Here is a 21,241-nt window from a genome sequence, read left to right as displayed (position 1 = left end):
TCACTCTTGGTTGAGTTCACCAGGGCTAAGACCCAGGAAGGCCCCGAGTTCCTCGAGCGCGAACGGGCGTGAGGGCATGTAGTTGGTGAGCTCGGGGGAGCGGACGATCACGGCCCGCCATTGACCACGGGACACGGCAACGTTGATCCGGTTGCGGTTGAGCAGGAACTCGGCCCCGCGGGGTGCCTCGGCAATGGCAGAGCACGCCATGGACACGAGCACCACGGGAGCCTCCTGCCCTTGGAACTTGTCCACGGTCCCTACCCGGGCGTCCGGCAGGCCCTCATGATCCAAGGCATGACGGATGGTCTGCACTTGGGCGTTGTACGCAGCCACCACCAAGATGTCCTTGGCTTCCAGCCGCCGGATCGGCTCGTCCTTGCCCGGCGTCCACTTGAGCCCGATATGCTCCCGTGCCAGTCCGACGATCGCGGCAGCCTCTTCCGCTGAACTCGTGGTGTTCCCGGCATGCGGCACCAGGATGGTTTCAACGCCCGGCGGCACCCCGTCGAGATGGCGCAGGGACGCCGCCGGCGCGGACTCCAGCCTGCCGTCGTAGCTGAGCACCGACACCTTGCGGCACAGCTCCGGATGCATCCGCCAGGAATCGGCGAGGAAGTAGCCCAGCTCGGCAGGCATCGTGGCATGGCCGGCCGACAGCCAGCCCAGCGCCGACTCGTCGACCGGCTCCGGATGGGAGCCCTGGGTGACCTGCGGAAGCTGCTGCGGGTCGCCGAGCAGCAGAAGCCGCTTCGCGGACCGGGCCACAGCCAGGGTGTTGGCCAGCGAATACTGCCCGGCCTCGTCAATGACCAGCAGATCCACTGACCCTGGCCGCACGCATTTGCCCGTCATGGTCCAAGCGGTTCCGCCAACCAGGCAACCGCCGTCGGCGTCCAGAAGCCTCGCAATGTCCTCGTCGGCGACGCAGGTCCACGGAACGTCGTGCGGTTGGGCCAGTCTTTTGGCAACGACTGCAGGATCCACCCCGGCCTTCGAAATCGCCGTGCAGAGCATGTTCTCGACGACGGCGTGGGACTGGGCGACTACGCCCACCTTCCATCCAGCTGCCACGAGCCGGGCAATGACGTGGGAGCCGACAAACGTCTTGCCGGTCCCCGGAGGTCCCTGAACAGCGAGATACGACCGATTCAGGTGCTTCAGCGCCTGGACAATGGCTGAAACGTAGTCGGCGTGGCCGTCTTCATCATTGCGGACGGCCGGCAGATGCGGGAGGGTGGCCAGCCTCGGTGCTGTGCGCCGCAGGATGTCCACGCCCGGATGCCTGGGAAGTTCGGGCAGCGTGGACCCGACAAGCTGCGCGAGCTCTGCCAGGGCTGCCTCGATGCTGACGGTGGGAATGGGACGGTCGTCCGTCAGCGCCATAGGCAGCTGGAAGTACGGCGGCACCTTGCCCGTGGACTTTTCGGTGATGGTGATGACGGTCCGCCCGGGCTGACCAGGATGGTCCTCAACAGACTCCACGAGCGTGCCGAAGATGCCGTCGCGGGAGGGCGGCATGGCGGCTTCATGGAGTGCTGTTGCCGCGCCTGCCGACTGGCCGGCCGCCGCACGCCTCGGTGTACGCCCGCCGTCGACCTCGCCCAGACCGTCGGGCAGGGGGTCCTCGAACATCCGGAACCACGTGGAGCCGGGCTTGAATTCCGAGCCCTCGCTCATGATCCCGGTGAGCCGCAAAGTGCGGGACTCCGTCCGGGCCCGGGAGGTGGGCGGCGCCCAGTCCGAGACCACCTCGGCCGCTTCCACGATGAAGACGTTGCGATGGTCCCGCCACCTGTCGACCTCGGATTCGAGGCGGTCGAAGTGCTCCCACCAGAACTGCTTGCGCTCCCGCCGGTGATAGCCGGTGGCCGCCGCGACCATGGCCACGGCCTGCTCGTCCGGCCGCAGCTCGCGGTGCTCCGGAATGGCGTCCAGGAAGGCGCGCAGGCTTGCTTCCTCCGGCGAAGGTTCCGCGTCCGGCACTGCATCCGGCGGCGTTCGGGAGTCGGCCGCCGTCCCCGGACCGGCAGTAGAGGTCCCCACACTGGCCGTCTCCACACTGGCCGTCTCCACACTGCGAATCCCCGCGCCAGCGTCCGCCATGACAGCCTCGCCAGGAGCGGCAGGCGCACCGCCACTCAGCTGCAGCAGCCAGTCCCGCAGGCGAAGCGTGGAAAGGCAGTCGTACTGGTTGTAGTCGGAGATGGAGGCCAGGATGGCGGCAGCCTCAGCGTGCGTCTCGGGGCCGGCGTCGCGCGCCTCGCAGTAGGCGGCGTAGGCCACCACGGAAGCGCCGGCGTCCTTGACGTCCCCGGAGCGGAGGTTGTCTCCCATGTACAGGGGCTCGAGCTTCTTGATGGAGTACGAGGCCTCGGAAATCCGGAGTGAATGCCGGACTGTGGCATAAAGGTCCACGAGGAGCCCGTCCCGCAGCCACGAATCCACCACATCCTCGCCGGCAACGTGGTTCAGCGACAGGTTGCGCAGGGCAGTCTTTTCGTAGGGCGCGTAGTGGTATACGTGCATGTCCGGATACTGTGCGCGGCGCTCCTCCACGTAGGCGAGGAAGTCCAGGAACGCCTGCCGTTCGCCGGCTCGGGAGTGAGCCCAGAAGGGGCGGAAGACCGGCTGCTGGCCCGGCGAATCAGTCGGCCGCGGGGCCTCAACCACGCCGAAGAGGTACTCCAGGCCCCACTGGCCTGTGGGATCCTGCCAGAGCGGGTCGCCCTCGAAGTCGAAGAAGATGTCGCCGTCACTCGGGGCGGGAAGGCCGGCCAGCGCGTTGTCCGCCAGCACCTTGTACGCGACGGTGTGCGGCTGGCCCTCCTTCACGAAAGAACGTGAGCCGTCGGCTGCCTCGAGCCCGGTCTGCATTCTGGCCTGGTCACGCAGGCGCCGCCGCGAACCCGTGGCCAGGTGCAGCGGCAGGTCGGCGAGGGCGTCGATGGTAGTGATGCCATCCGCGACAAGCTTCTTCCGCTGGACGGAGGTCATGCCTGCCACCATCAGCAGGTCCCGGTGCCCTGCCACCTGCTCGGCGCAGTAGTCGCACCGGCCGCAGTAACTGACACCGGGCTGCTGCCAGGCCACGGGGGCCTCCCCGTGACGGTGCGCCGCAGTGAGCCGACGGAAGCGCGCCCGGCGCTCCCGGTAGACCGGCAGCAGATCGTCCAGTGAGTGCGAGCTGTGTTCCATGTTTCCGAGCACCAGGGTGACGCGCGGGGCAGGTACCAGCCCGAGACCGATCAGCTGGTCGCCGTAGGCGGCGAGCTGCAGCAGCGCCCCTACCTTGGCATGGCGTGCCAGCTTGCTGTCCCAGACCGCGTACCGCAGCGTACCGCGCTCTCCGCTGGGCAGGTCAGAACCAGACAGGTCCAATTCCTCGCGCACGATTTCCTCACGTACAAGGAAGTCCGCGTAGCCGAGGAACTCGCCGTCGAAGAAGGTGGCCTGGAACACGACGTCGGCCCCGGCGCGGAGCACAGCGGCCGTTTCGCGCGCCTTGTCCGCCAGGTCGGCCCGGTCCGGAGTTCCACGTTCTATGCAGTAGACCCCGGTCCCACGCGAGGCATCCCACAGGCCGTGGCGGTCGATGAGTGAAGCAAGCACCTTATGTTCGTGGACGTCGCCGAGTTTGCCCGCCCGTCCCTGCATCTCATCGGCTGGGAAGTCGGCTTTGGGGGAGCGGCCCAGCTTCTCGTCCAGGATCCGGAGCGTGCGGTACTCGCATTCGCTGGCGGCCACGAGGTCGCTGGCTGAAAACACCAGATCAGCCGGTGCTCCCGGCGTGGTTGGGTCGAGCAGGAACATGGGGCCTCCCCATTGGCAGCCTCGCTCCGGGACGGTTCCCGGTGCGCTGATTTGAATCTAGCAAGAGGCTATGACAATCAAGCCGCACCGGCCCGGGACTGCGCCAATGAGGGACCCTACATGCCTGCGCAGGTTAGGTGACGGGCTGCTTGCCGTTGTGGGAGTAGGTGAGGCAGTCGGCGTTGTCCGGGCCGGGGCCAACGTGGACTTCCGATGCGTTGCACATCAGGTGGTCGTTGTGGACGCATTCGGCCCGCTGGCATGCTCCGACGCCGGCAAGGACTTTCGGAAGGCCGCCGTGCGTGCCCGTGTCAATGAAGGTGGCGCACGAAGCATGGTCTGTGGTGCCGCCAACTGTGATGGCCTCGGCGTTACATTCAGAGTGGTCGTTGAAGGAGCAATTGGTGACGCTGCAATCGGCTACATGCGTGCTCATGGGATTCCTCCACGTTCCGGACGCCCTGGCTGGGCGACTCGCTGTTCCCAACGTAGGCCCGATGGGCCGGATCAAAAAGACCCAATTGTGTTGCGTAATTATCGTAATTGCAGGAGTCGCCCGGCATGGCTTAGCACCAGCCCCATGGACCCCTTGCGGGCACCGTTCTAGACTGGCAGGACCCTCCACCATTAAGGCACGACGGCGTCGTCCGGCCTTTCAAGGGAATGCCCTGGAGGGCGCATCACATCACTCAGGAATTCACCGCCGACCCTTCATGGGGAAGGGTCCGTGACGCCAGGAGGAAAGAGATGGAAGGGAACAAAGCCGTTGCCTACAAGGGGCCCGGCAAGGTGGAAGTCATCGATATCGACTACCCCACTTTTGAACTCAAGGACGGGCCGGGCGTAAATCCGGCCAACGTGGGGCGCCAGGTTCCCCACGGCGCAATCATCAAAACAGTGGCCACCAACATCTGCGGTTCGGACCAGCATATGGTCCGCGGCCGGACCACGGCGCCACCGGACCTGGTGCTGGGCCACGAAATTACCGGTGAAGTGGTGGAAGTCGGGCCCGGCGTCGAATTCATCAAGGTCGGGGACATCTGCTCGGTGCCGTTCAATATTTCCTGCGGCCGGTGCCGGAACTGCAAGGAGCGCAAGACCGGCATCTGCCTCAACGTGAACCCGGACCGGCCGGGCAGTGCCTACGGCTATGTGGACATGGGCGGCTGGGTGGGCGGCCAGGCCAACTATGTCCTGGTGCCGTACGCAGACTGGAACCTGCTCAAGTTCCCGGACAAGGACAAGGCCATGGAGAAGATCCTGGACCTCGCCATGCTCTCGGACATCTTCCCCACGGGCTATCACGGCGCCGTATCGGCGGGAGTCGGCGTCGGCTCAACGGTTTACGTCGCGGGGGCGGGTCCTGTTGGACTGGCAGCGGCGACGAGCGCGCATCTGCTGGGTGCCGCCGTCGTAATTGTGGGTGACATGAACAGTGACCGTCTGGCGCAGGCCCGCAGCTTCGGCTGCGAAACCGTGGACCTGACTAAGGGCGGCCCGGCGGAGCAGATCGAGCAGATCCTGGGGGTCCCCGAGGTGGACTGCGCCGTGGACGCTGTGGGGTTTGAGGCGAAAGGCCATGGCGAGGGTGCCAAGGAGGCGCCGGCCACGGTGCTGAACTCGCTGATGGAGATCACTGCCGCGGGCGGTGCGCTGGGCATTCCGGGACTGTATGTCACAGGTGACCCGGGCGGCATCGACGAGGCCGCCAAGAAGGGATCGCTGAGCCTGAATCTCGGAACGGGCTGGGCGAAGTCGCTGAGCTTCACTACAGGACAGTGTCCGGTGATGAAGTACAACCGGCAGCTGATGATGGCCATCCTCAATGACCGCGTGCAGATCGCCAAGAACGTCAACGCGAAGCCGATCCTGCTGGAGGACGCACCGCAGGGGTACGCCGAGTTCGACGCCGGTGCCGCCACCAAGTACGTCCTGAACCCGAACGGATACCTCAGCTGACACAGGGGCAGCGATGCGGGCCGCATGCAGTTTTCCACTTAAGGGTTGGGCTGCACGCGGCCCCCATTGCCGTCGTCGTAGAGTAGGGCCAGACTCGTGGAACGACCGACCCAGCCGCAGGAGGATCCATGAACAGCCAGCCTGACGAGACACCGCTCGAAGTCCCGGAAGCCGACGCGTTTGAGCAGCGCCAGCCGGCGGGCGGGGAATCCGGGGAGGAGGAACAGCGGCCGCTGCCCGAGGACGTTCCCGAGGCGGACGCACTGGAGCAGCGGACCCCGCTGCGGTCCAATGGGCCGCCCACGGCGCCAGACCTCTCCGCCGAGGAGGCGGCCGAGGCCGACGCCATTGAGCAGGCCGCGGGCATGCCTGGCGGCGACGAGGACGACTACCCGTTCGCGGGGGAAGTGGAGCCGGAGTAAAGGCGAGGGGCCGAGCGCCGGGGCTGCGACCGGCTTAGGACGTCCGGCTATTTGCCACCGGCCGCCGCTCCTGCGGCAACAGTGCCGCCGCACTGGGCGAGGACTGAGGCCATGGCGGTGCGTTCGGCCTGGGTCACCCACAGCTTGTACTTCGCCTTGACTGAGATCTGCCGCGCGACATACGGGCAGCGGTAGGCGCGGCTGCCGGGCAGCCAGGTGGCGGCGTCGCCGTCGGACTTCTGCTGGTTGGCGGGGCCGGAAGCGGCGAGCAGGTTGAGGGGGTCGTTGGCGAAGGCGGTCCGCTGTACCTTGCTGAGCCGCTGGGCGCCCTTTTGCCACGCGTCACTAAGGGCGACCACGTGGTCGATCTGGACCGCGCTGCTGGTTTTGCTGCCGCGGGTGAAGGCGATGCTGGTGGCCGTATACGGATCCGCGAGCGTGCCGGTCAGGACGATGCAGTTCTTCGTTCCCGGCTTGAAGGTTGTCTTGGTGAGGTCCCGGGCCAGGATGTCGTTGCGGGTGTCGCAGCCGTTGTGGTCCGTGTCTGACCAGGCTGGCCCAAACTGCTCCCGGTCGTAGCCGGTTTTCGGGGCGCGGCCTTTAACGGGCAGGGTGGCGAGGAGGTCGGCTGCCTTGACGGCGTACCCGGGTGCGTTCGCGGCTGACCCGCCGGGAACAGCGTCCGACGTCGGCTGCCGGGTTGCGCTGATAACCCCGCCGCAGGCGGTGGTGGCCAGGATGACGGCGGCAAGGGCGCCGGCTGCAAACCAGTTCCTTCTGCGGGGTGGTGCGTGGTGCAAGGCGGTTTACTCCCGTAGCGCTGGTTGTCGATTCAACGATCGATCGTACTGGCCGGCGGGACGGAGCCGGCGGTGCCACGCGGATGACGTACTTAAACGCAGGGAGCCCTTAACGCAGAGAGCCCCGCACTGCCTGATGGCTTTGCGGGGCTTCTCCTAGCGGCAGGACCACCCCGGATGGGGGATACGCGGTGGGCCTGCTTCTAGGCTAGAGAAGTTTCCTGAAAATTGGCTAGGAATGTGTGCCCTTCCCGGTTGGTTGGCTTGCCCCGCTCGTATGCCCTCCGATGAAGCTACTCGACCTTGACTTCACCGCCGGGCTAAACCAGTGTTGAAATCGCACTGACCAGCAGGTTTTTCCTATTAAGGAGATGCGCCATGACTCTTCCCGCAGGCCTGACCCCCGGCGTTTGGACACTCGACATGTCCCACAGTGAGATCGGCTTCAGCGTACGGCACGCCGGGATCAGCAAGGTCCGCGGGCGGTTCCGGGAAGCAACGGGCGAAGCCCACGTGCGGGACTCGCTGGCCGATTCCTCGCTGCATGCCACCGTCAGTACCGCAAGCTTCGATTCCGGCGACGCCAACCGTGACGCGCACGTGAAGGGGGAGGATTTCTTCGACGTCGCCAAGTACCCGGAGATGACCTTCAAGGGCACGCACATCGACGGCGACGGCGAGGACTACACGCTGACGGGCGACCTCACCATCAAGGGCATCACCAAGCCGGTTGAGCTGGAGGTCGAGTTCACCGGCATCGCCGTCGACCCCTTCGGTGCCACCCGCGCAGGCTTCTCGGCCGAGGCCGACATTAGCCGCAAGGAGTTCGGCCTGACCTGGAACGCCGCGCTGGAAGCCGGCGGCCTCCTGGTCAGCGACAAGGTGAAGATCAACCTCGAGGCCGCCCTGGTGAAGCAGCAGTAGGACTTCGATCCGTCGGGGCTGACATCCTCCGCGTGCTCGGTCGCGTGGACGCCCGCTGAGCGGACATGACGCTCCCGGATGGGCCCACGCCGTCAGGGTTCCCTGGCCGAGCTTGCGAGGTTAGGGAGACAGTGGGGACTAGGAAAGCCGGGCAATGCTGCGGCGGACTGGGCGTGATGCCGTGCCGTCCGAGAAGAGCTCGGGCGACGATGCCTGGATGCGCTTGACGTCCTCGAAGACGCCGCGCAGGTGGACCCGCAGGGAGCTGTCCGCTTCGGGGCGGTTGTTGGCCTCGAGCGCGTCCACCACGGCGGTGTGCTGCTCAATCAGCGTCGACACGGGCCGTGTGTCGATCAGGCTGAGCCGCCGGGCGCGGTCCAGGTGGGCCTTGGCGGAGTTGACCGCTGTCCAGGCCGACTCGTGTCCCGCCAGGCGGAGGAGCTCGCGGTGGAAGTCCTCGTCGAGCCGGAAGAACTCCTCGACGTCCCCGGCGGATTCCGCGTCCCGCTGGGCAGCCAAAATCTCCCGCAGCCCGGCGAGCCCCGCGGCGTCAACGACGGCATCCTTCAGGGAGGCGCACTCGATGGCCTCGCGCACAAACTGGGCCTCGGCGACCCGGCCCAGGTCCACGAGTGAGACGAACGAGCCGATCTGCGGGAAGACCTGCACCAGCCCTTCTTCGCGCAGCAGGATGAGGCTTTCGCGCACGGGCGTCCGGCTGACACCGAGTTCCTGGGCGAGCTCGTTCTCGGACAGCGGCTCACCGGGGGGGAGCTGCAGGGAGATGATGCGACGCCGGAGCGTATCCAGTGTCTGGTCCCGCACGGAAAGCCGCGGAGACTGCCCTTTTTCGGGTTTGCCGGTTGCCATGCATCCAGTGTAGCCATCGTTGACAAACTAGAATGGTAGTGCTTGTATGGTAGTCAGTAAGCGGCCGCAGGACAGCTCTCCTGTCCTCCAAACCGGCCACATCCAGGCAGAACTCTCCACCTCCCCTTCTTCATCGCCTGCAAAGGAGCAACTGATGACCGAGAGCATCGCACCGCCCACCGCCAAGACCGAAACGAGGACCACTAAGGACCTCGCAAAGGTCGCGGTCTCCGGCTGGCTGGGAACGGCCATGGAATTCATGGATTTCCAGCTCTACTCGCTGGCCGCGGCCATCGTCTTCAACAAGATCTTCTTCCCCGACGTCAGCCCGGTCATCGGCCTCATCGCAGCGATGGCAACCTACGGCGTCGGCTACGTGGCCCGCCTGGTCGGTGCCGTCTACTTCGGCCGCATGGGCGACAGGATCGGCCGCAAGAAGGTCCTCTTTATCACCATCGCGCTGATGGGTGCGTCCACCACGCTCATCGGTGTCCTGCCCACCTACGCCATGGTCGGGATCTGGGCCCCCATCCTCCTCGTGGCATTGCGACTGATCCAGGGCTTCGGTGCAGGCGCGGAAATCGCCGGCGCCACCGTGATGCTGGCGGAATACGCCCCGGCCCGCCGCCGCGGCCTGATTTCCTCGCTCGTCTGCCTCGGCACCAACTCCGGCACCCTCGCCGCCTCCGCGCTCTGGGCCATCCTGGTGGCGGTACTCTCCGAGGATCAGCTGCTGACGTGGGGCTGGCGCCTGCCGTTCCTGGCGAGTTTCCTGCTGATGATCTTCGCCGTCTGGATCCGCCGCTCCCTCAAGGAGAGCCCCGTCTTCGAACAGCGTGAGGACGTCGTCGACGGCGTCGCACTAGCCAAGCGCGACCTCGCCGCTGAAGCAACCACGTCCGCTGCAAACGAAGCAGTCCAGCCCAAGCACAAGACCCAGTCCACCAGCACGATCGAAGCCGCGCTGCACCAGCGCAAGGGCAAGTCCTTCCTGATCGCCCTCGGCCTTCGCTTCGGACAGGCCGGCAACTCCGGCCTCATCCAGACCTTCCTCATCGGCTACCTGGCTACGGTCCTGCTCATGAACAAGTCCGTTGGCACCACGGCCATCATGATCGGCTCGATCATCGGCTTCGCCACCATCCCGCTGATCGGCATCCTGGGCGACCGCTTCGGCCGCCGGCCCCTGTACATCATCCTGAGCGCCATCACCGCCGTCTTCGCAATTCCCATGATGCTCATGGTCACCAGCGGCAACCCCACTCTCGTCACCATCGCCATCGTGGCCGGCCTGAACCTGGGTGTGCTGAGCCTCTTCTCGATGGAGAGCGTCACCATGGCCGAGTTCTTCGGAGCCCGCACCCGCTTCACCCAGCTCGCCCTGGCCAAGGAAATCGGCGGCATCCTCGCCACGGCCATCGGCCCGCTCCTCGCCGCCACGCTGACCGCCGTCACCGGACACTGGTGGCCGCTGGCCGCCATGCTCATCGGCTACTCGCTGATCACGCTGGTCTCTGCGGTTGTCGGCCCCGAGGTGCGCGGCCGCGACCTGGTCCGCTTGGAAGACGCCGCGTGAAAGCAGTAGTCGTCCACGGCGCCAACGACCTCCGCATCGATGAACGCCCCGAGCCCGTCGCCGGTCCGGGGGAGGTTGTCCTCGACGTCGAATGGGGCGGGATCTGCGGCTCCGACCTTTCCTACTGGCGCCACGGCGTCTCCGGGACCGCGCAGCTGAAGTCCCCGCTCGTCCTCGGCCACGAGGTGGCCGGCCGGATCGCCCAGCTGGGCGACGGCGTCGAAAACCTCGACGTCGGCCAGCCGGTCACCGTCCACCCCGCGGAACTCGTGGGGGACGGGATCATGCCGGAGCGGCTCAGCGGGCGGACCAACCTGTACCCCCAGATCCGGTACTTCGGATCGGCAGCCTTCGATCCGCACACGGATGGCGGTTTCAGCGAACGGAAGCTGGTCCGCGCGTCGCAGATCCGTCCGCTTCCCGACGGCGTGGACACCCTTCGCGGGGCACTTGCTGAACCGCTCGCCGTCGCACTTCACGCGGTGGGCCGGACGGGTTCGCTGGCCGGCCGCGACGTGCTGGTCAACGGCGCCGGGCCGATCGGATCCCTGGTGATCGCGGCCGCCAAGTACGCCGGCGCACGGACCGTCATCGCCACGGACATCAACGACGCCTCACTCCGGACCGCCAAGGCCATGGGCGCGGACGAGGTCCGCAACCTATTTGACGGAGCAACGCTGCCGGAGGACGTGGAGCTCGTGTTCGAGGCGACCGGGATCCCCGCCGTGCTGGGCGGCATCCTCCGCGCCACCGCCCGGGGAGGCACCATCGTCCAGGTGGGCAACCTGCCCGGTGCCCCCGCCCCGGCCGCACTCGGGGACCTCGTGACAAGGGAAATCACGTGGATCGGCTCCTACCGGTTCGCGGACGAGATCACCGACGCGCTCAAGGCGATGTCCGAAGGCCTGGACGTTTCACCGGTCATCACCCACAAGTTCGGCATCGACCAGGCCGCGGAGGCGATGCGGGTCTCCGCGGACCCGGCCGCCGGCAGCAGCAAGGTCATGCTCCGGCTCTCCTGACCCAACTAAGTAGCAGCAGATGGCGTTCTGAGGGCTCAAAACGCCATCTGCTGCGACCTACTTGCAATACCCGACACACAAAAGGACCCCACCAGTGAAGATCACCGACGCACGCGTAGTGGTTTCGTCGCCAGGACGGAATTACGTCACGCTCGTTATCGAAACCGAGGACGGGATTACCGGCATCGGCGACGCCACCCTCAACGGACGTGAACTGGCCGTGGCGTCCTACCTGTCCGAGCACCTCTGCCCGCTGCTGATCGGCCGCGATGCCCGCCGCATCGAGGACACGTGGCAGTACTTCTACAAGGGTGCCTACTGGCGCCGCGGCCCGGTGACCATGACCGCGATCGCTGCGATCGACGTCGCACTTTGGGACATCAAGGGCAAGGCCGCCGGCATGCCGGTGTACGAGCTGCTGGGCGGCGCCGCCCGCGAGGGCGTCATGGTCTACGGCCACGCCAGCGGTTCCGCGCTGGAGGACCTCAGTGCTGACTTCCAGCACCACCTGGACCTCGGCTACAAGGCCATCCGCGCGCAGGCCGCGGTGCCGGGGCTGGAGAAGACCTACGGGATCGCGCCGGTCGACGGCAAAACCTACGAGCCGGCCAGCGGCAACATCCCGCAGGAGGACCTGTGGGAAACGACGGCGTACCTGGACTTCGCGCCGAAGATGATGGCGCACGTGCGGGAACAGTTCGGCTACGGCGTGCACGTCCTGCACGACGTCCACCACCGGCTGACCCCGATCGAAGCCGGCCGGCTGGGTGCCTCGCTGGAACCGTTCCGCCCGTTCTGGATCGAGGACCCGACGCCGGCCGAGGACCAGTCCGCGTTCCGCCTGATCCGCCAGCACACCACCACGCCGATCGCCGTCGGCGAGGTGTTCAACTCGATCTGGGACTGCCAGCAGCTCATCACCGAACGCCTGATCGACTACATCCGCACCTCGGTCTCGCACGCCGGCGGCATCACGCACCTGCGCCGCATCTTCTCCCTGGCGGACCTGTACGGCGTCCGGTCCGGCTCGCACGGCGCGGGCGACCTCTCCCCGGTGTCCTTCGCCGCAGCGCTGCACGTGGACATGAGCATCCCCAACTTCGGGGTCCAGGAATACATGGGCCACCGCGACCCCGCGAACGAGGTGTTCAAGACGTCCTACACCTTCGCGGACGGCTACATGCACCCCGGCGACGCACCGGGCCTCGGCGTCGAGTTCAACGAGGAGGCAGCTGCCGCGTTCCCGTTCGACCCCAAGTACCTGCCCATCAACCGCCGGCTCGACGGGTCGGTGCATGACTGGTGAGTAATCCCACAGAAGCACAGCCGTTCGGCGTCGTCGCGATGGGGGAGATCCTCCTCGAGGTGGCCACCGACGTCCCGTTCGGGCACGGTGTTCCGGCACAGCTCGGCATCTCCGGCGACGCCCTGAACGTCGCGGCGGCTGCCGCCGCGGCCGGTGCCCGCACTGCGCTGCTGGCAGTACTGCCCGACGACGACCTCGGCCAGGCGGTCGCCGCCCGGATCGCTGAACTCGGCATTTCCACCGAGCTCCTGAAGTTCCGTCCCGGCCAGCAGGGCGTCTACCTGGTGCACTGCGACCCGGACGGGCAGCGCGAGTTCTCCTACGCGCGCAGCGGCAGCGTCGGCTCCACGCTGGGGCCCGACGACGTCGATCCGGAGGTGTTTGCCGCGGCCGGCGCCGTGATCGCCGGCGGCATCGCCTGCGCCATCTCGGCTTCCTCCCGCGCCGCCGTCTTCAAGGCCGCCGAGGTTGCCAGCCGCTTCGTCCTCGATCCCAACTACCGCCCGCGGCTCACCTCCGCGGAGGACGCGACGGCGGCTCTCGCCGAACTGGCGCCGAAGGCCTTCCTGGTGACGCCCTCCTTCCCGGGGGAGACGTCGGCCCTGCTGGGCACGTCCTCGCCGCAGGAGGCAGCCGCGAAGCTGCGCTCGCTGGGCACGGCCAACGTCGCCGTTACGTGCGGGGCGAAGGGAATCCAGCTGGAGAGCGACATCGACTCGGCCTGGATCGAAGCCATTCCCGCACCTGCCGTGGTGGACCAGACCGGAGCGGGTGACGCCTTCGTGGGCACGCTGGCTGCGCGGCTGGTGCTCGGCGATAGCCTCCCCGAAGCTGTCCGGTACGGGGCAGCGGCGGCGTCCCTCGTGGTGGGCGGGAAGGGCGGCACCGGCTTCATTCCGAGCTTCGAGCAGACCCGCGCCCACGCCCTGGGGACACAGACCCTCGGGACACCCGAAGGAGAGCTGTCATCGCACGCCTGAGCAGTGCCAATTTGAGCAGTGCCAACGTTGGAGCGGCAGCGGAGTTCCCGGGCGCCGCGCTGCGGGCCAACGGCCTGAAGCCCGGCATCGTGCACCTGGGCCTCGGCGCCTTCGCCCGCGCCCACACCGCCGTCTTCACCGAGAACGCCATGCTGGCCAACGGAGAAACCGGCTGGGGGATCACCGGCGTGACCCAGCGCTCGGACACCGTGGCCCGGCAGCTCGCTCCACAGGACGGACTCTTCACCGTGGCCGAACGGGGCGAGGGCGCGGCACCGCTCCGGGTGGTTTCGAGCGTCGTGAACGCCATCTCCGGACGGGACAACCCGGCCGCCGTCGTGGACAGGATCGCCGCGCCGCAGACGCTGGTGGTCACGCTGACCATCACCGAGAAGGGCTACCGGATCGACCCACAAACGGGATCCCTGAACCTGGAGGATGCGGAGGTCCGGGCGGACCTCGATGCCCGTGCGCCGCTCACGGCCATCGGCCAGATCGCCCGGGGCCTGCAGCAGCGTGCGCGCACCGGTGCCGGTCCGCTGACGGTGGTCTCATGCGACAACCTTCCCGGCAACGGCGAACTGACGGGCAAGCTGGTGAACGCCTTCGCCGCCGCACTGCCGCCCGAGGAGTCGGAACCGCTGCAGGCCTTCCTGAACGCCTACGTCACGTTCCCCAGCACCATGGTGGACCGGATGGTGCCGGCCACGACGGCGGATGACCTGGACGCCGTCGAACATGAACTGGGACTCCGGGACGAGGCAGCCGTGGTGGCCGAGCCGTTCATGCAGTGGGTCATCGAGGACAACTTCGCCGCGGGCCGCCCGCGGTGGGAGGATGCCGGAGCGCTGTTCAGCACCGACGTCGCGGCCTGGGAGGCGGCGAAGCTGCGGCTGCTGAACGCGAGTCACTCGCTGCTGGCCTATCTTGGCCTCGCAGCCGGCAGGGAGACCATCAGCGACGCCGTGGCCGAGGGAGCGTTCTTCACTGCCGCCCGGCGCATGATGACCGAGGACGTCCTGCCCACCATCACGCTCCCCGAGGGGCTCGACGCGGACGAGTACTGCGCCCAGGTGCTGACCCGGTTCGCCAACCCAGCCCTGGGCCACACCACGGCCAAGGTGGGCAGCGACGGTTCGCAGAAGATCGGCCTGCGCCTGCTCAGCACCGTCCGCGGAAACCTCGACGGCGGCCGCGAACCCCGGTGGGCGGCGCTCGCCGTCGCTGCCTGGATGAGGCACGTGGCCACCACGCCCGTGGACGAGCTAAACGATCCGCTGGCCGCCGAACTCCACGCCGCCCTGCCGGCGTCGCGGACCGCGGCTGACGTAGTTCCCGCGCTGCTGGGCTGCCGCAGCATTTTCGACGCCGAACTGGCCCGGCATCAGGGGTTCGCGGACCTCCTCATGCACTGGTACAGCATCATCGACACGCACGGGCTCGAAGGCCTGAGAAAAGAGATCAACCATGGCTGACGCCACCAGCGTTCTGAACGTCTCCCCGGTCATCCCCGTGGTGACCATCGAGGACCCGCAGCACGCGGTTCCGGTTGCCCGGGCCCTGGCCGACGGCGGCGTCCGGATCATCGAGCTGACCCTGCGGACTGACACGGCGCTCACCTCGCTGAAGGCCATCGCCAACGAGGTGCCGGACATCCTCGTGGGCGCCGGCACGATCCTCACTCCCGGCCAGGCCGACGCCGCCGTGGCCGCCGGCGCGCAGTTCCTGGTCAGCCCCGGCGTGACCCCGTCCCTGCTGGCCCACATGCTCTCCCTGGAGGTGCCGCTGCTTCCGGGCGTGGCCACGGTGGGCGAGATGATGGCTGTGCTGGAGCGCGGGCTGGACACCATGAAGTTCTTCCCGGCTGGTCCTGCCGGTGGACCGTCGTACGTGGCGGCGATCGGGGCACCCGTCCCTCATGTGACGTTCTGCCCGACCGGCGGCATCAGCCTGGCCACGGCGCCGGACTACCTCAAACTGGCGAACGTCAGCTGCGTCGGAGGAAGCTGGCTGACGCCGCGCGCCGCCGTCGAAAGCGGGGACTGGCAGCAGATCACCGAACTGGCCCGGGAAGCGGCAGCCCTGGGCCGATGAAAGTTGCCCGGGATCTACTTGACCGTAGATCTGCCTCCGGGACGCGCGTAGAGTCGGGAAAGACCGGTCCTAAGACCCGGTCGCAGCCTGAACAGACGCACAACCTAAGGAGTTCATCATGAACTTGGGCAACATGATCAGGAATGCCGCAGGACGTATTTCCGGACGGACCACGCACGGAACAACCGGTGGATACACGAGGGGATACACCCGGGGCACCAGGCCCTACACCGCGGGACGGACCTCTTCCATGGGTCGCGGGCGCACCGCCGGAGGACTCGGAGACAAGATCCGCCACATGCTTCACAGGCACTGACACTGGAGCGCCTGCCGGTTCCTGACGTCCACGGCGACGCACGGCTGTCAGAACAACTACAACAAGTCCTTGGCCGCAGCCATCCGGTTTTTGCCGCGGCCACTGTTTCCGCAGGGGAGGTTGCCGTGGCGAGCCGCGGCGCCTCCCTTGCTGCTGATTTCGAGATCGGGTCGGTCTCCAAGGGCCTCACCGGGGTACTCTATGCGGACGCCCTGAGCCGTGGCGAGCTCGGCCCGGGCACCACGCTGGGGGAGCTGCTGCCGCTCGGCGACGGCCCCGCGGCGGGCGTGACGCTGGCTTCCCTGAGCCGGCACTCCTCAGGGTTGCCGGGGCTGCCCCGGCAGGCGGGCACCCTTCGGCGCACGCCTGCCCTGATGCTGCGCGGCACCAATCCGTACGGCGAAACCCTGGCGGAACTGCTCCAGCAGGCCCGATTTGTGCGGCGGCTGGGAGCCCCGCGGCCGCGCTACTCCAACTTCGGCTTCGAGCTCCTGGGCCACGCCGTCGCCGCCGGTGCCGGGCTGAGCTTCCAGGAGTTCCTCCGCGAGCGGCTCACAGGTCCGCTGGGGCTCAGCTCTGTTTACGCACCAGCCACTGCCGCTGAGGTGCGTCCGACGGCGGTCACCGGCCGGAGCCGCTCGGGCAAGGTGATGCAGCCGTGGACCGGCGAGGCGCTTGCCCCGGCCGGCGGAATCCGTGCCTCCATCAGTGACATGGCCCGGCTGGTGCGGGCCATGCTGGACGGATCAGTGCCGGGCCTGGCCGCGCTGGACCCGGTGGCGAACTACGCCGGGCCGGCCGCACGCATCGGCGCCGGCTGGATGACCCTGGATGCGAAGGGCCGCGAGGTCACCTGGCACAACGGAGGCACGGGCGGTTTCCGTTCCTGGGTGGGCCTGGACCGGAAGGCGGGGGCCGCCGTCGTACTTCTGACCGCGACGGCGGCACCCGTGGACCGTCACGGCTTCCGTCTTCTGACGGAGCTGGCGGAGCTGGCGGGAGCCGCGGGAACCCCGGGAAGCTGACTACTTCTCGCCGGCGCGCTCGAGTGCCTGGTCGTGCTCGGCGTGGGCCTGGCGGATCAGGTTCATGAACTCGGTCTGGTTGCGGATGAGCCGCTTGTACTTCTCCGGGAGCTTCTTGAGTTCCTGCTCCTCGTGGACCAGCTTGTCGAAGATCCGCTCGCGCTCGGCAATGTCCGTCTCGTAGTTGAGGTCCACATACGTGGTGGCGTGCCGCTTGGCGCCCGAGACCATGGTCTTGGCCTTGCCCTTGGGGCTGAGCACGGAGCCGATGATAGTGATCGCGAGTACGCCGAGGATCACGCCGAGGGACGTGCCGGTGCTGATTTCGAGGACGTTCACGTGTTCGCCGTCGTTGATGAACGGCAGGTTGTTCTCGTGCAGGGCGTGCAGGATCAGCTTCACGCCGATGAAGCCGAGGATGGCGGCGAGGCCGTAGGAGAGGTAGATGAGCCGGTCGAGGAGCTCATCGATCAGGAAGAACAGCTGCCGCAGGCCCATGAGCGAGAACGCGGTGGCGGTGAAGACGATGAACACGTTCTGCGTCAGGCCGAAGATGGCCGGGATGGAGTCCAGCGCAAAGAGAATGTCCGTGGCGCCGATGGCCACCATCACCAGGAGCATCGGGGTGAGGACCCTCTTGCCGTCCACCTCGGTGAAGAGCTTGTCGCCGTCGAAATGCTCGGAGGCCGGCAGGAACTTCTTGGCCAGCCGGACCACGAGGGTTTCGCTGTCGTCGTCGTGGTTGTCCGGCTTGAGCAGGTTGCCGGCGGTGATGAGCAGGATTAGCCCGAAGATGTAGAACACCCAGGCGAAGCTGTTGATCAGCGCGGCGCCGAGGAAGATGAAGCCGGTCCGGGCGAGCAGCGAGAAGACGATGCCGAACAGGAGCACCTTCTGCTGGTCGGCGCGCGGCACCTTGAAGCTGGACATGATGATCAGGAAGACGAAGAGGTTGTCCACGGACAGCGCCTTCTCCGTCACGTAGCCGGCGAAGTACTCGGTGCCCATCTTGGAGCCGCCGAAGAGCCAGATGCCGAGGCCGAACACGAGGGCCATACCCACGTAGATGGCGGACCAGGTGCCGGATTCCTTCAGGGACGGGGTGTGGGCCTTGCGGACGTGGAAGAAGAAATCGAAGGCCAGGAGCGCGATGATCCCGGCGATCGTGAGGATCCAGACTGTAGCGGGGACTTCCATGCTGCCTCTTTCCTGAATGCGATTCGGGCGGAGCGCTTGGAATCAACCCTACCCAGCCTTCCCAACTGACTGGCAGTTGTTGCCGTTCTCAGCCCTCAGAACGACAAGTATTGCCAGTCAGTTGGGCCGGAGGGGCCCAACCGTGGGCTCAGCCGTACATCAGCGAGCCCGGCGTGGTGAGCTTTTCCCCGGTCTCGAGCCAGGTCTTCAGGCCGGAAAGGATCATCGGCCAGCCGCCGTAGAGCTGTTCGTTGGCGCCGTCGCGGAGCTGGTCATGCGTGACGGTGAGGTGGCAGGAGTCGTCCCCGACAGGCTCGATTTCCCAGGTGACGCGGGAAGTCCCCTCGGCTTTGACGTCCTCGCCCCAGAGCGCCTGCATGGTCTGCACCAGCCGACGCGGGGGATCGACCTCCAGGTTTTCGCCCTCGCCCAGGAGTGCCCCGGCCTTGGGGTTGCCCATCTCGAACCGGGAGCCCGGCGTCCAGTCCGACTTCAGCGTGTTCCCGAACTGGTACTTGCTGCGGATGTCGCTGTCCGTGATGGCTTCCCAGAGCCGCTCCGGTGTGGTCTTGATGTAGATTTCGAAGATCTTTTCCATGGGACTTTCCAATCGGGTCTTGAGGTCGCTAAGCGCAGCGGCCCATGGTTCTGCATACTTACTCACCCACCGGTCGTGGACGAGCCTGATGGGCACCGGATTGAGGAAGTGCAGTTTCTCGCGGCCGCGGCGCCGGGTCACCACGAGGCCTGCGTCCTCCAGGATCTTCAGGTGCTTCATGACGCCGAATCGGGTGATCTCGAACCGTGACTCCAGTGCGCTGAGGGTCTGGCCGTCCTCGAGAAAGAGAGCATCCAGCAGGTCCCTGCGGATGGGATCGGCGAGGGCCTTGAATACGGCGTCCACAGGCTCAGAATAGGTGACCATTTGGTCACATGTCAACGCCTCCGCGGCCTCTTTCTCTGGAATCGTCAACTCGGGTGAGCGAGTAAAAGGGAGTGAACCTGGCCCGGTTTCCGGGAGGAATGTTGGACGTCACTATCGATGCGGTCTCAAGCGCAGCCAGGTGGTACCGGACGATTTCCTGGGAGGCACCAAGTGCCCTCTTGATGTCGGATACCCTGCTCGCCCCGTTGTGCCCCAGAAATTCCACGATTTCCGACCTGATCTTGTTGCTGGCTGACCGGGTACTTCCGTGAATGGCCACCCGGCGGCCCAAGACGCTAATTATTTCGGTCAATTCAACTGCCTTTCACTCGGCGCACCTAACCGCGCTGTTTGTGGGTGTTTTCTCCTCGGAGGGGCCACCCTCGGGCCAGTGCTATCGCTGACCGCGTGTGATCTGGTCAGTGGATCGAGGTTTGCAGCTCTTTGGCCTCTTCTGCATCCCCCTCCGCGAGCGAGGCCTCGCGGGGAGCGGCTTTGTCGTGGTTCCGGCCGATCACCGCGGTGGCGATGGCATTTCCCAGGATGTTGGTGGCGGTGCGTCCCATGTCCAGGAGCTGGTCGATCACCAGCAGGACACCGATTCCGGCGGCGGGGATCCCGAAGGCAGGGACCACGGCGGCGACGACGACGAGCGACCCGCGCGGCACGCCGGCCATGCCTTTGCTGCTGAGCAGGAGCATTGCCGTCATGGCGATCTGCTGGCCAAGGTCCATGTCGATGCCGTAGGCGTTGATCAGGAAGACCGACGCGAAGGTCATGTACATCATCGAGCCGTCGACGTTGAAGGAGTAGCCCAGGGGCAGCACGAAACCGGTGGTGCGCTTCTCGATGCCGAACCTGGTCAGGCCTTCAATGAGCTTGGGCAGGGCGGCTTCACTGCTGGAGGTGGCGAACGCGATGACCATGGGTTCACGCACAATCCTGACGAGGCGGAATGCTGCCCGCCCGAGGAAGGCGACGGCGACGGCGATCATGATCGCCCAGAGTGCGGAGAGGGAGACGTAGAAGCCGCCGATGAAGGAAGCGTAGGTGGCAAACGCGTCGAGCCCCTGGGAGGTGAAGGCCGCCGCGATGCCCGCAAAAACGCCTACCGGTGCTGCCAGCATCACGTACCCGGTGACCTTGAGCATGACGCCCATCAGTTCGTCGATGGCGTTGGCTATGGAGGAGTGACCCTTCTTCCGAAGGTTCAGCAGGGCGATGCCGAAGAGCGCGCCGAAGACGAGGATCTGGAGGGGGTTGTTGGCTGTGAGGGCGGCAAAGACGCTGGTTGGGATGATGTGGGTGATGAACTCCTGGTAGTCGAGAGGCTTCGTTTCCATCCCGGCGTCACCTCCCGGCACCAGGTTGAGCCCGTCACCGACATTCAGCACATGGGCGGTGATGAATCCGAAGGCGCCCACCAGGACGGAGGCTGACAGGAACCAGATCATCGAGCGGCCGAAGAGTTTTCCCACACCCGCGGATTTCGCGGCCCCTGCAATGCCGGAGACCAGGGTGGCGAAGATCAGCGGGGCGATGATCATCTTGATCAGGTTCAGGAACATGTGGGTCACGGTGTCCAAGACCGCCACGAGAGATTCGCGGGCGGCATCGGCGAGCAGCCAATGGCACACCAGTCCTCCGATGATTCCGATCAGAAGCGCAGCCAGAATCCACATCGTTGATTTGTTTTTCAAGATTAATCCTTCGGATAGGTCCAGGGAGAGCAGTGTTTAAGAGCACGACGGCGTGCCCCTCGCCGCTGTGGGGGAGAGTAATTGCGTGCGGTGGTTCCCGCCGGTCGAGCTTGTCGGGACCGGCGGGTGGCTGGGCCCACGACCGCCGGGTTCCCTAACCGAGCTTGCGAGGTTAGGGGGCGGTCGGGGATTACTTGCTGAGGTTTGCCAGGCGTTCGGGGCTGAGGAGTTCCTGGAGTTGGGTTTCGGTGAGCAGGCCGTGTTCGAGGACGAGTTCGGCTACGCCGCGGCCGGTGGCGAGGGCTTCCTGGG

Annotated in this window: 19 protein-coding genes; 10 read left to right on the top strand and 9 right to left on the bottom strand. The window is 66.5% G+C overall.

Annotated elements, in window-relative coordinates; translation table 11 throughout:
• Nucleotides 1-3,813 (bottom strand): TM0106 family RecB-like putative nuclease, encoded by a 3,813-nt coding sequence (locus AC57BR_RS02155; protein ID WP_496358132.1) that lies wholly within the window; start codon nucleotides 3,811-3,813, stop codon nucleotides 1-3.
• Nucleotides 3,814-3,946: 133 nt separating this feature from the next.
• Nucleotides 3,947-4,249 carry a DUF1540 domain-containing protein gene (locus AC57BR_RS02150; RefSeq protein ID WP_307100153.1) on the bottom strand — a complete coding sequence of 101 codons (303 nt, stop codon included), beginning with the start codon at nucleotides 4,247-4,249 and terminating at the stop codon, nucleotides 3,947-3,949.
• 311 nt (nucleotides 4,250-4,560) lie between these two features.
• Here AC57BR_RS02150 and fdhA point away from each other — a divergent pair, with 311 nt between their 5' ends.
• A complete protein-coding gene (gene fdhA / locus AC57BR_RS02145; protein ID WP_496358131.1) occupies nucleotides 4,561-5,772 on the top strand; it encodes a formaldehyde dehydrogenase, glutathione-independent in 1,212 nt (403 codons plus the stop codon).
• A 128-nt stretch (nucleotides 5,773-5,900) separates the two neighbouring features.
• Nucleotides 5,901-6,194 (top strand): Rv3202a family protein, encoded by a 294-nt coding sequence (locus AC57BR_RS02140; RefSeq protein ID WP_496358130.1) that lies wholly within the window; start codon nucleotides 5,901-5,903, stop codon nucleotides 6,192-6,194.
• A 47-nt stretch (nucleotides 6,195-6,241) separates the two neighbouring features.
• On the opposite strand, the gene AC57BR_RS02135 is transcribed toward AC57BR_RS02140, so the two are convergent.
• Nucleotides 6,242-6,994 (bottom strand): HNH endonuclease family protein, encoded by a 753-nt coding sequence (locus tag AC57BR_RS02135; RefSeq protein ID WP_496358129.1) that lies wholly within the window; start codon nucleotides 6,992-6,994, stop codon nucleotides 6,242-6,244.
• 378 nt (nucleotides 6,995-7,372) lie between these two features.
• Here AC57BR_RS02135 and AC57BR_RS02130 point away from each other — a divergent pair, with 378 nt between their 5' ends.
• A complete protein-coding gene (locus AC57BR_RS02130) occupies nucleotides 7,373-7,918 on the top strand; it encodes a YceI family protein (protein WP_496358128.1) in 546 nt (181 codons plus the stop codon).
• Between the two features lie 138 nt (nucleotides 7,919-8,056).
• On the opposite strand, the gene AC57BR_RS02125 is transcribed toward AC57BR_RS02130, so the two are convergent.
• The gene (locus AC57BR_RS02125) at nucleotides 8,057-8,788 is read right to left on the bottom strand and encodes a GntR family transcriptional regulator (RefSeq protein ID WP_003804462.1); all 732 of its coding nucleotides are present in this window, start codon (nucleotides 8,786-8,788) and stop codon (nucleotides 8,057-8,059) included.
• A 154-nt stretch (nucleotides 8,789-8,942) separates the two neighbouring features.
• Here AC57BR_RS02125 and AC57BR_RS02120 point away from each other — a divergent pair, with 154 nt between their 5' ends.
• From AC57BR_RS02120 to AC57BR_RS02090, 7 genes are all read left to right on the top strand, one after another.
• Nucleotides 8,943-10,364, top strand: a complete 1,422-nt coding sequence (locus AC57BR_RS02120) for an MFS transporter (protein ID WP_496358127.1) — start codon at nucleotides 8,943-8,945, stop codon at nucleotides 10,362-10,364.
• Nucleotides 10,361-11,386 (top strand): L-idonate 5-dehydrogenase, encoded by a 1,026-nt coding sequence (locus tag AC57BR_RS02115; protein ID WP_496358126.1) that lies wholly within the window; start codon nucleotides 10,361-10,363, stop codon nucleotides 11,384-11,386. The genes AC57BR_RS02120 and AC57BR_RS02115 overlap by 4 nt, the downstream gene beginning before the upstream one ends.
• A 94-nt stretch (nucleotides 11,387-11,480) precedes the next feature.
• Complete coding sequence (gene manD / locus AC57BR_RS02110) at nucleotides 11,481-12,692, top strand: D-mannonate dehydratase ManD (RefSeq protein ID WP_496358125.1); 1,212 nt, start codon at nucleotides 11,481-11,483, stop codon at nucleotides 12,690-12,692.
• A 38-nt stretch (nucleotides 12,693-12,730) separates the two neighbouring features.
• Nucleotides 12,731-13,672 (top strand): PfkB family carbohydrate kinase, encoded by a 942-nt coding sequence (locus tag AC57BR_RS02105; protein ID WP_496358275.1) that lies wholly within the window; start codon nucleotides 12,731-12,733, stop codon nucleotides 13,670-13,672.
• A gap of 11 nt (nucleotides 13,673-13,683) precedes the next feature.
• Nucleotides 13,684-15,147 (top strand): mannitol dehydrogenase family protein, encoded by a 1,464-nt coding sequence (locus AC57BR_RS02100; protein WP_496358124.1) that lies wholly within the window; start codon nucleotides 13,684-13,686, stop codon nucleotides 15,145-15,147.
• Nucleotides 15,140-15,766, top strand: coding sequence for a bifunctional 4-hydroxy-2-oxoglutarate aldolase/2-dehydro-3-deoxy-phosphogluconate aldolase (eda, locus tag AC57BR_RS02095; RefSeq protein WP_496358123.1), 627 nt, complete (start codon nucleotides 15,140-15,142; stop codon nucleotides 15,764-15,766). Before AC57BR_RS02100 ends, eda begins: the two co-directional genes overlap by 8 nt.
• Before the next feature lie 441 nt (nucleotides 15,767-16,207).
• Nucleotides 16,208-17,107, top strand: a complete 900-nt coding sequence (locus tag AC57BR_RS02090) for a serine hydrolase domain-containing protein (RefSeq protein WP_496358122.1) — start codon at nucleotides 16,208-16,210, stop codon at nucleotides 17,105-17,107.
• On the opposite strand, the gene AC57BR_RS02085 is transcribed toward AC57BR_RS02090, so the two are convergent.
• From AC57BR_RS02085 to AC57BR_RS02065, 5 genes are all read right to left on the bottom strand, one after another.
• A complete protein-coding gene (locus AC57BR_RS02085; protein WP_496358121.1) occupies nucleotides 17,108-18,304 on the bottom strand; it encodes a TerC family protein in 1,197 nt (398 codons plus the stop codon).
• Between the two features lie 148 nt (nucleotides 18,305-18,452).
• Nucleotides 18,453-19,208, bottom strand: a complete 756-nt coding sequence (locus AC57BR_RS02080; RefSeq protein ID WP_496358120.1) for an ArsR/SmtB family transcription factor — start codon at nucleotides 19,206-19,208, stop codon at nucleotides 18,453-18,455.
• Between the two features lie 25 nt (nucleotides 19,209-19,233).
• Nucleotides 19,234-19,509 (bottom strand): winged helix-turn-helix domain-containing protein, encoded by a 276-nt coding sequence (locus tag AC57BR_RS02075; protein ID WP_496358274.1) that lies wholly within the window; start codon nucleotides 19,507-19,509, stop codon nucleotides 19,234-19,236.
• 139 nt (nucleotides 19,510-19,648) lie between these two features.
• Complete coding sequence (locus tag AC57BR_RS02070; RefSeq protein WP_496358119.1) at nucleotides 19,649-20,929, bottom strand: dicarboxylate/amino acid:cation symporter; 1,281 nt, start codon at nucleotides 20,927-20,929, stop codon at nucleotides 19,649-19,651.
• 190 nt (nucleotides 20,930-21,119) lie between these two features.
• On the bottom strand, nucleotides 21,120-21,241 hold a 122-nt coding region (locus AC57BR_RS02065; RefSeq protein ID WP_496358273.1), incomplete at its 5' end, for a hypothetical protein.

It is taken from the genome of Arthrobacter sp. BGA-UO-ETr-C19 (genome assembly GCF_059568005.1).
Note: the sequence above shows the minus strand (reverse complement) of the source record. Positions and strands in the feature narration are given on the sequence as shown.

Excerpts from the sequence above, each read along its gene's own strand:
- AC57BR_RS02155 (WP_496358132.1), bottom strand. The coding sequence starts at position 3,813 with ATGTTCCTGCTCGACCCAACCACGCCGGGAGCACCGGCTGATCTGGTG.
- AC57BR_RS02150 (WP_307100153.1), bottom strand. The coding sequence starts at position 4,249 with ATGAGCACGCATGTAGCCGATTGCAGCGTCACCAATTGCTCCTTCAAC.
- fdhA (WP_496358131.1), top strand. The coding sequence starts at position 4,561 with ATGGAAGGGAACAAAGCCGTTGCCTACAAGGGGCCCGGCAAGGTGGAA.
- AC57BR_RS02140 (WP_496358130.1), top strand. The coding sequence starts at position 5,901 with ATGAACAGCCAGCCTGACGAGACACCGCTCGAAGTCCCGGAAGCCGAC.
- AC57BR_RS02130 (WP_496358128.1), top strand. The coding sequence starts at position 7,373 with ATGACTCTTCCCGCAGGCCTGACCCCCGGCGTTTGGACACTCGACATG.
- AC57BR_RS02125 (WP_003804462.1), bottom strand. The coding sequence starts at position 8,788 with ATGGCAACCGGCAAACCCGAAAAAGGGCAGTCTCCGCGGCTTTCCGTG.
- AC57BR_RS02120 (WP_496358127.1), top strand. The coding sequence starts at position 8,943 with ATGACCGAGAGCATCGCACCGCCCACCGCCAAGACCGAAACGAGGACC.
- AC57BR_RS02105 (WP_496358275.1), top strand. The coding sequence starts at position 12,731 with ATGGGGGAGATCCTCCTCGAGGTGGCCACCGACGTCCCGTTCGGGCAC.
- eda (WP_496358123.1), top strand. The coding sequence starts at position 15,140 with ATGGCTGACGCCACCAGCGTTCTGAACGTCTCCCCGGTCATCCCCGTG.
- AC57BR_RS02085 (WP_496358121.1), bottom strand. The coding sequence starts at position 18,304 with ATGGAAGTCCCCGCTACAGTCTGGATCCTCACGATCGCCGGGATCATC.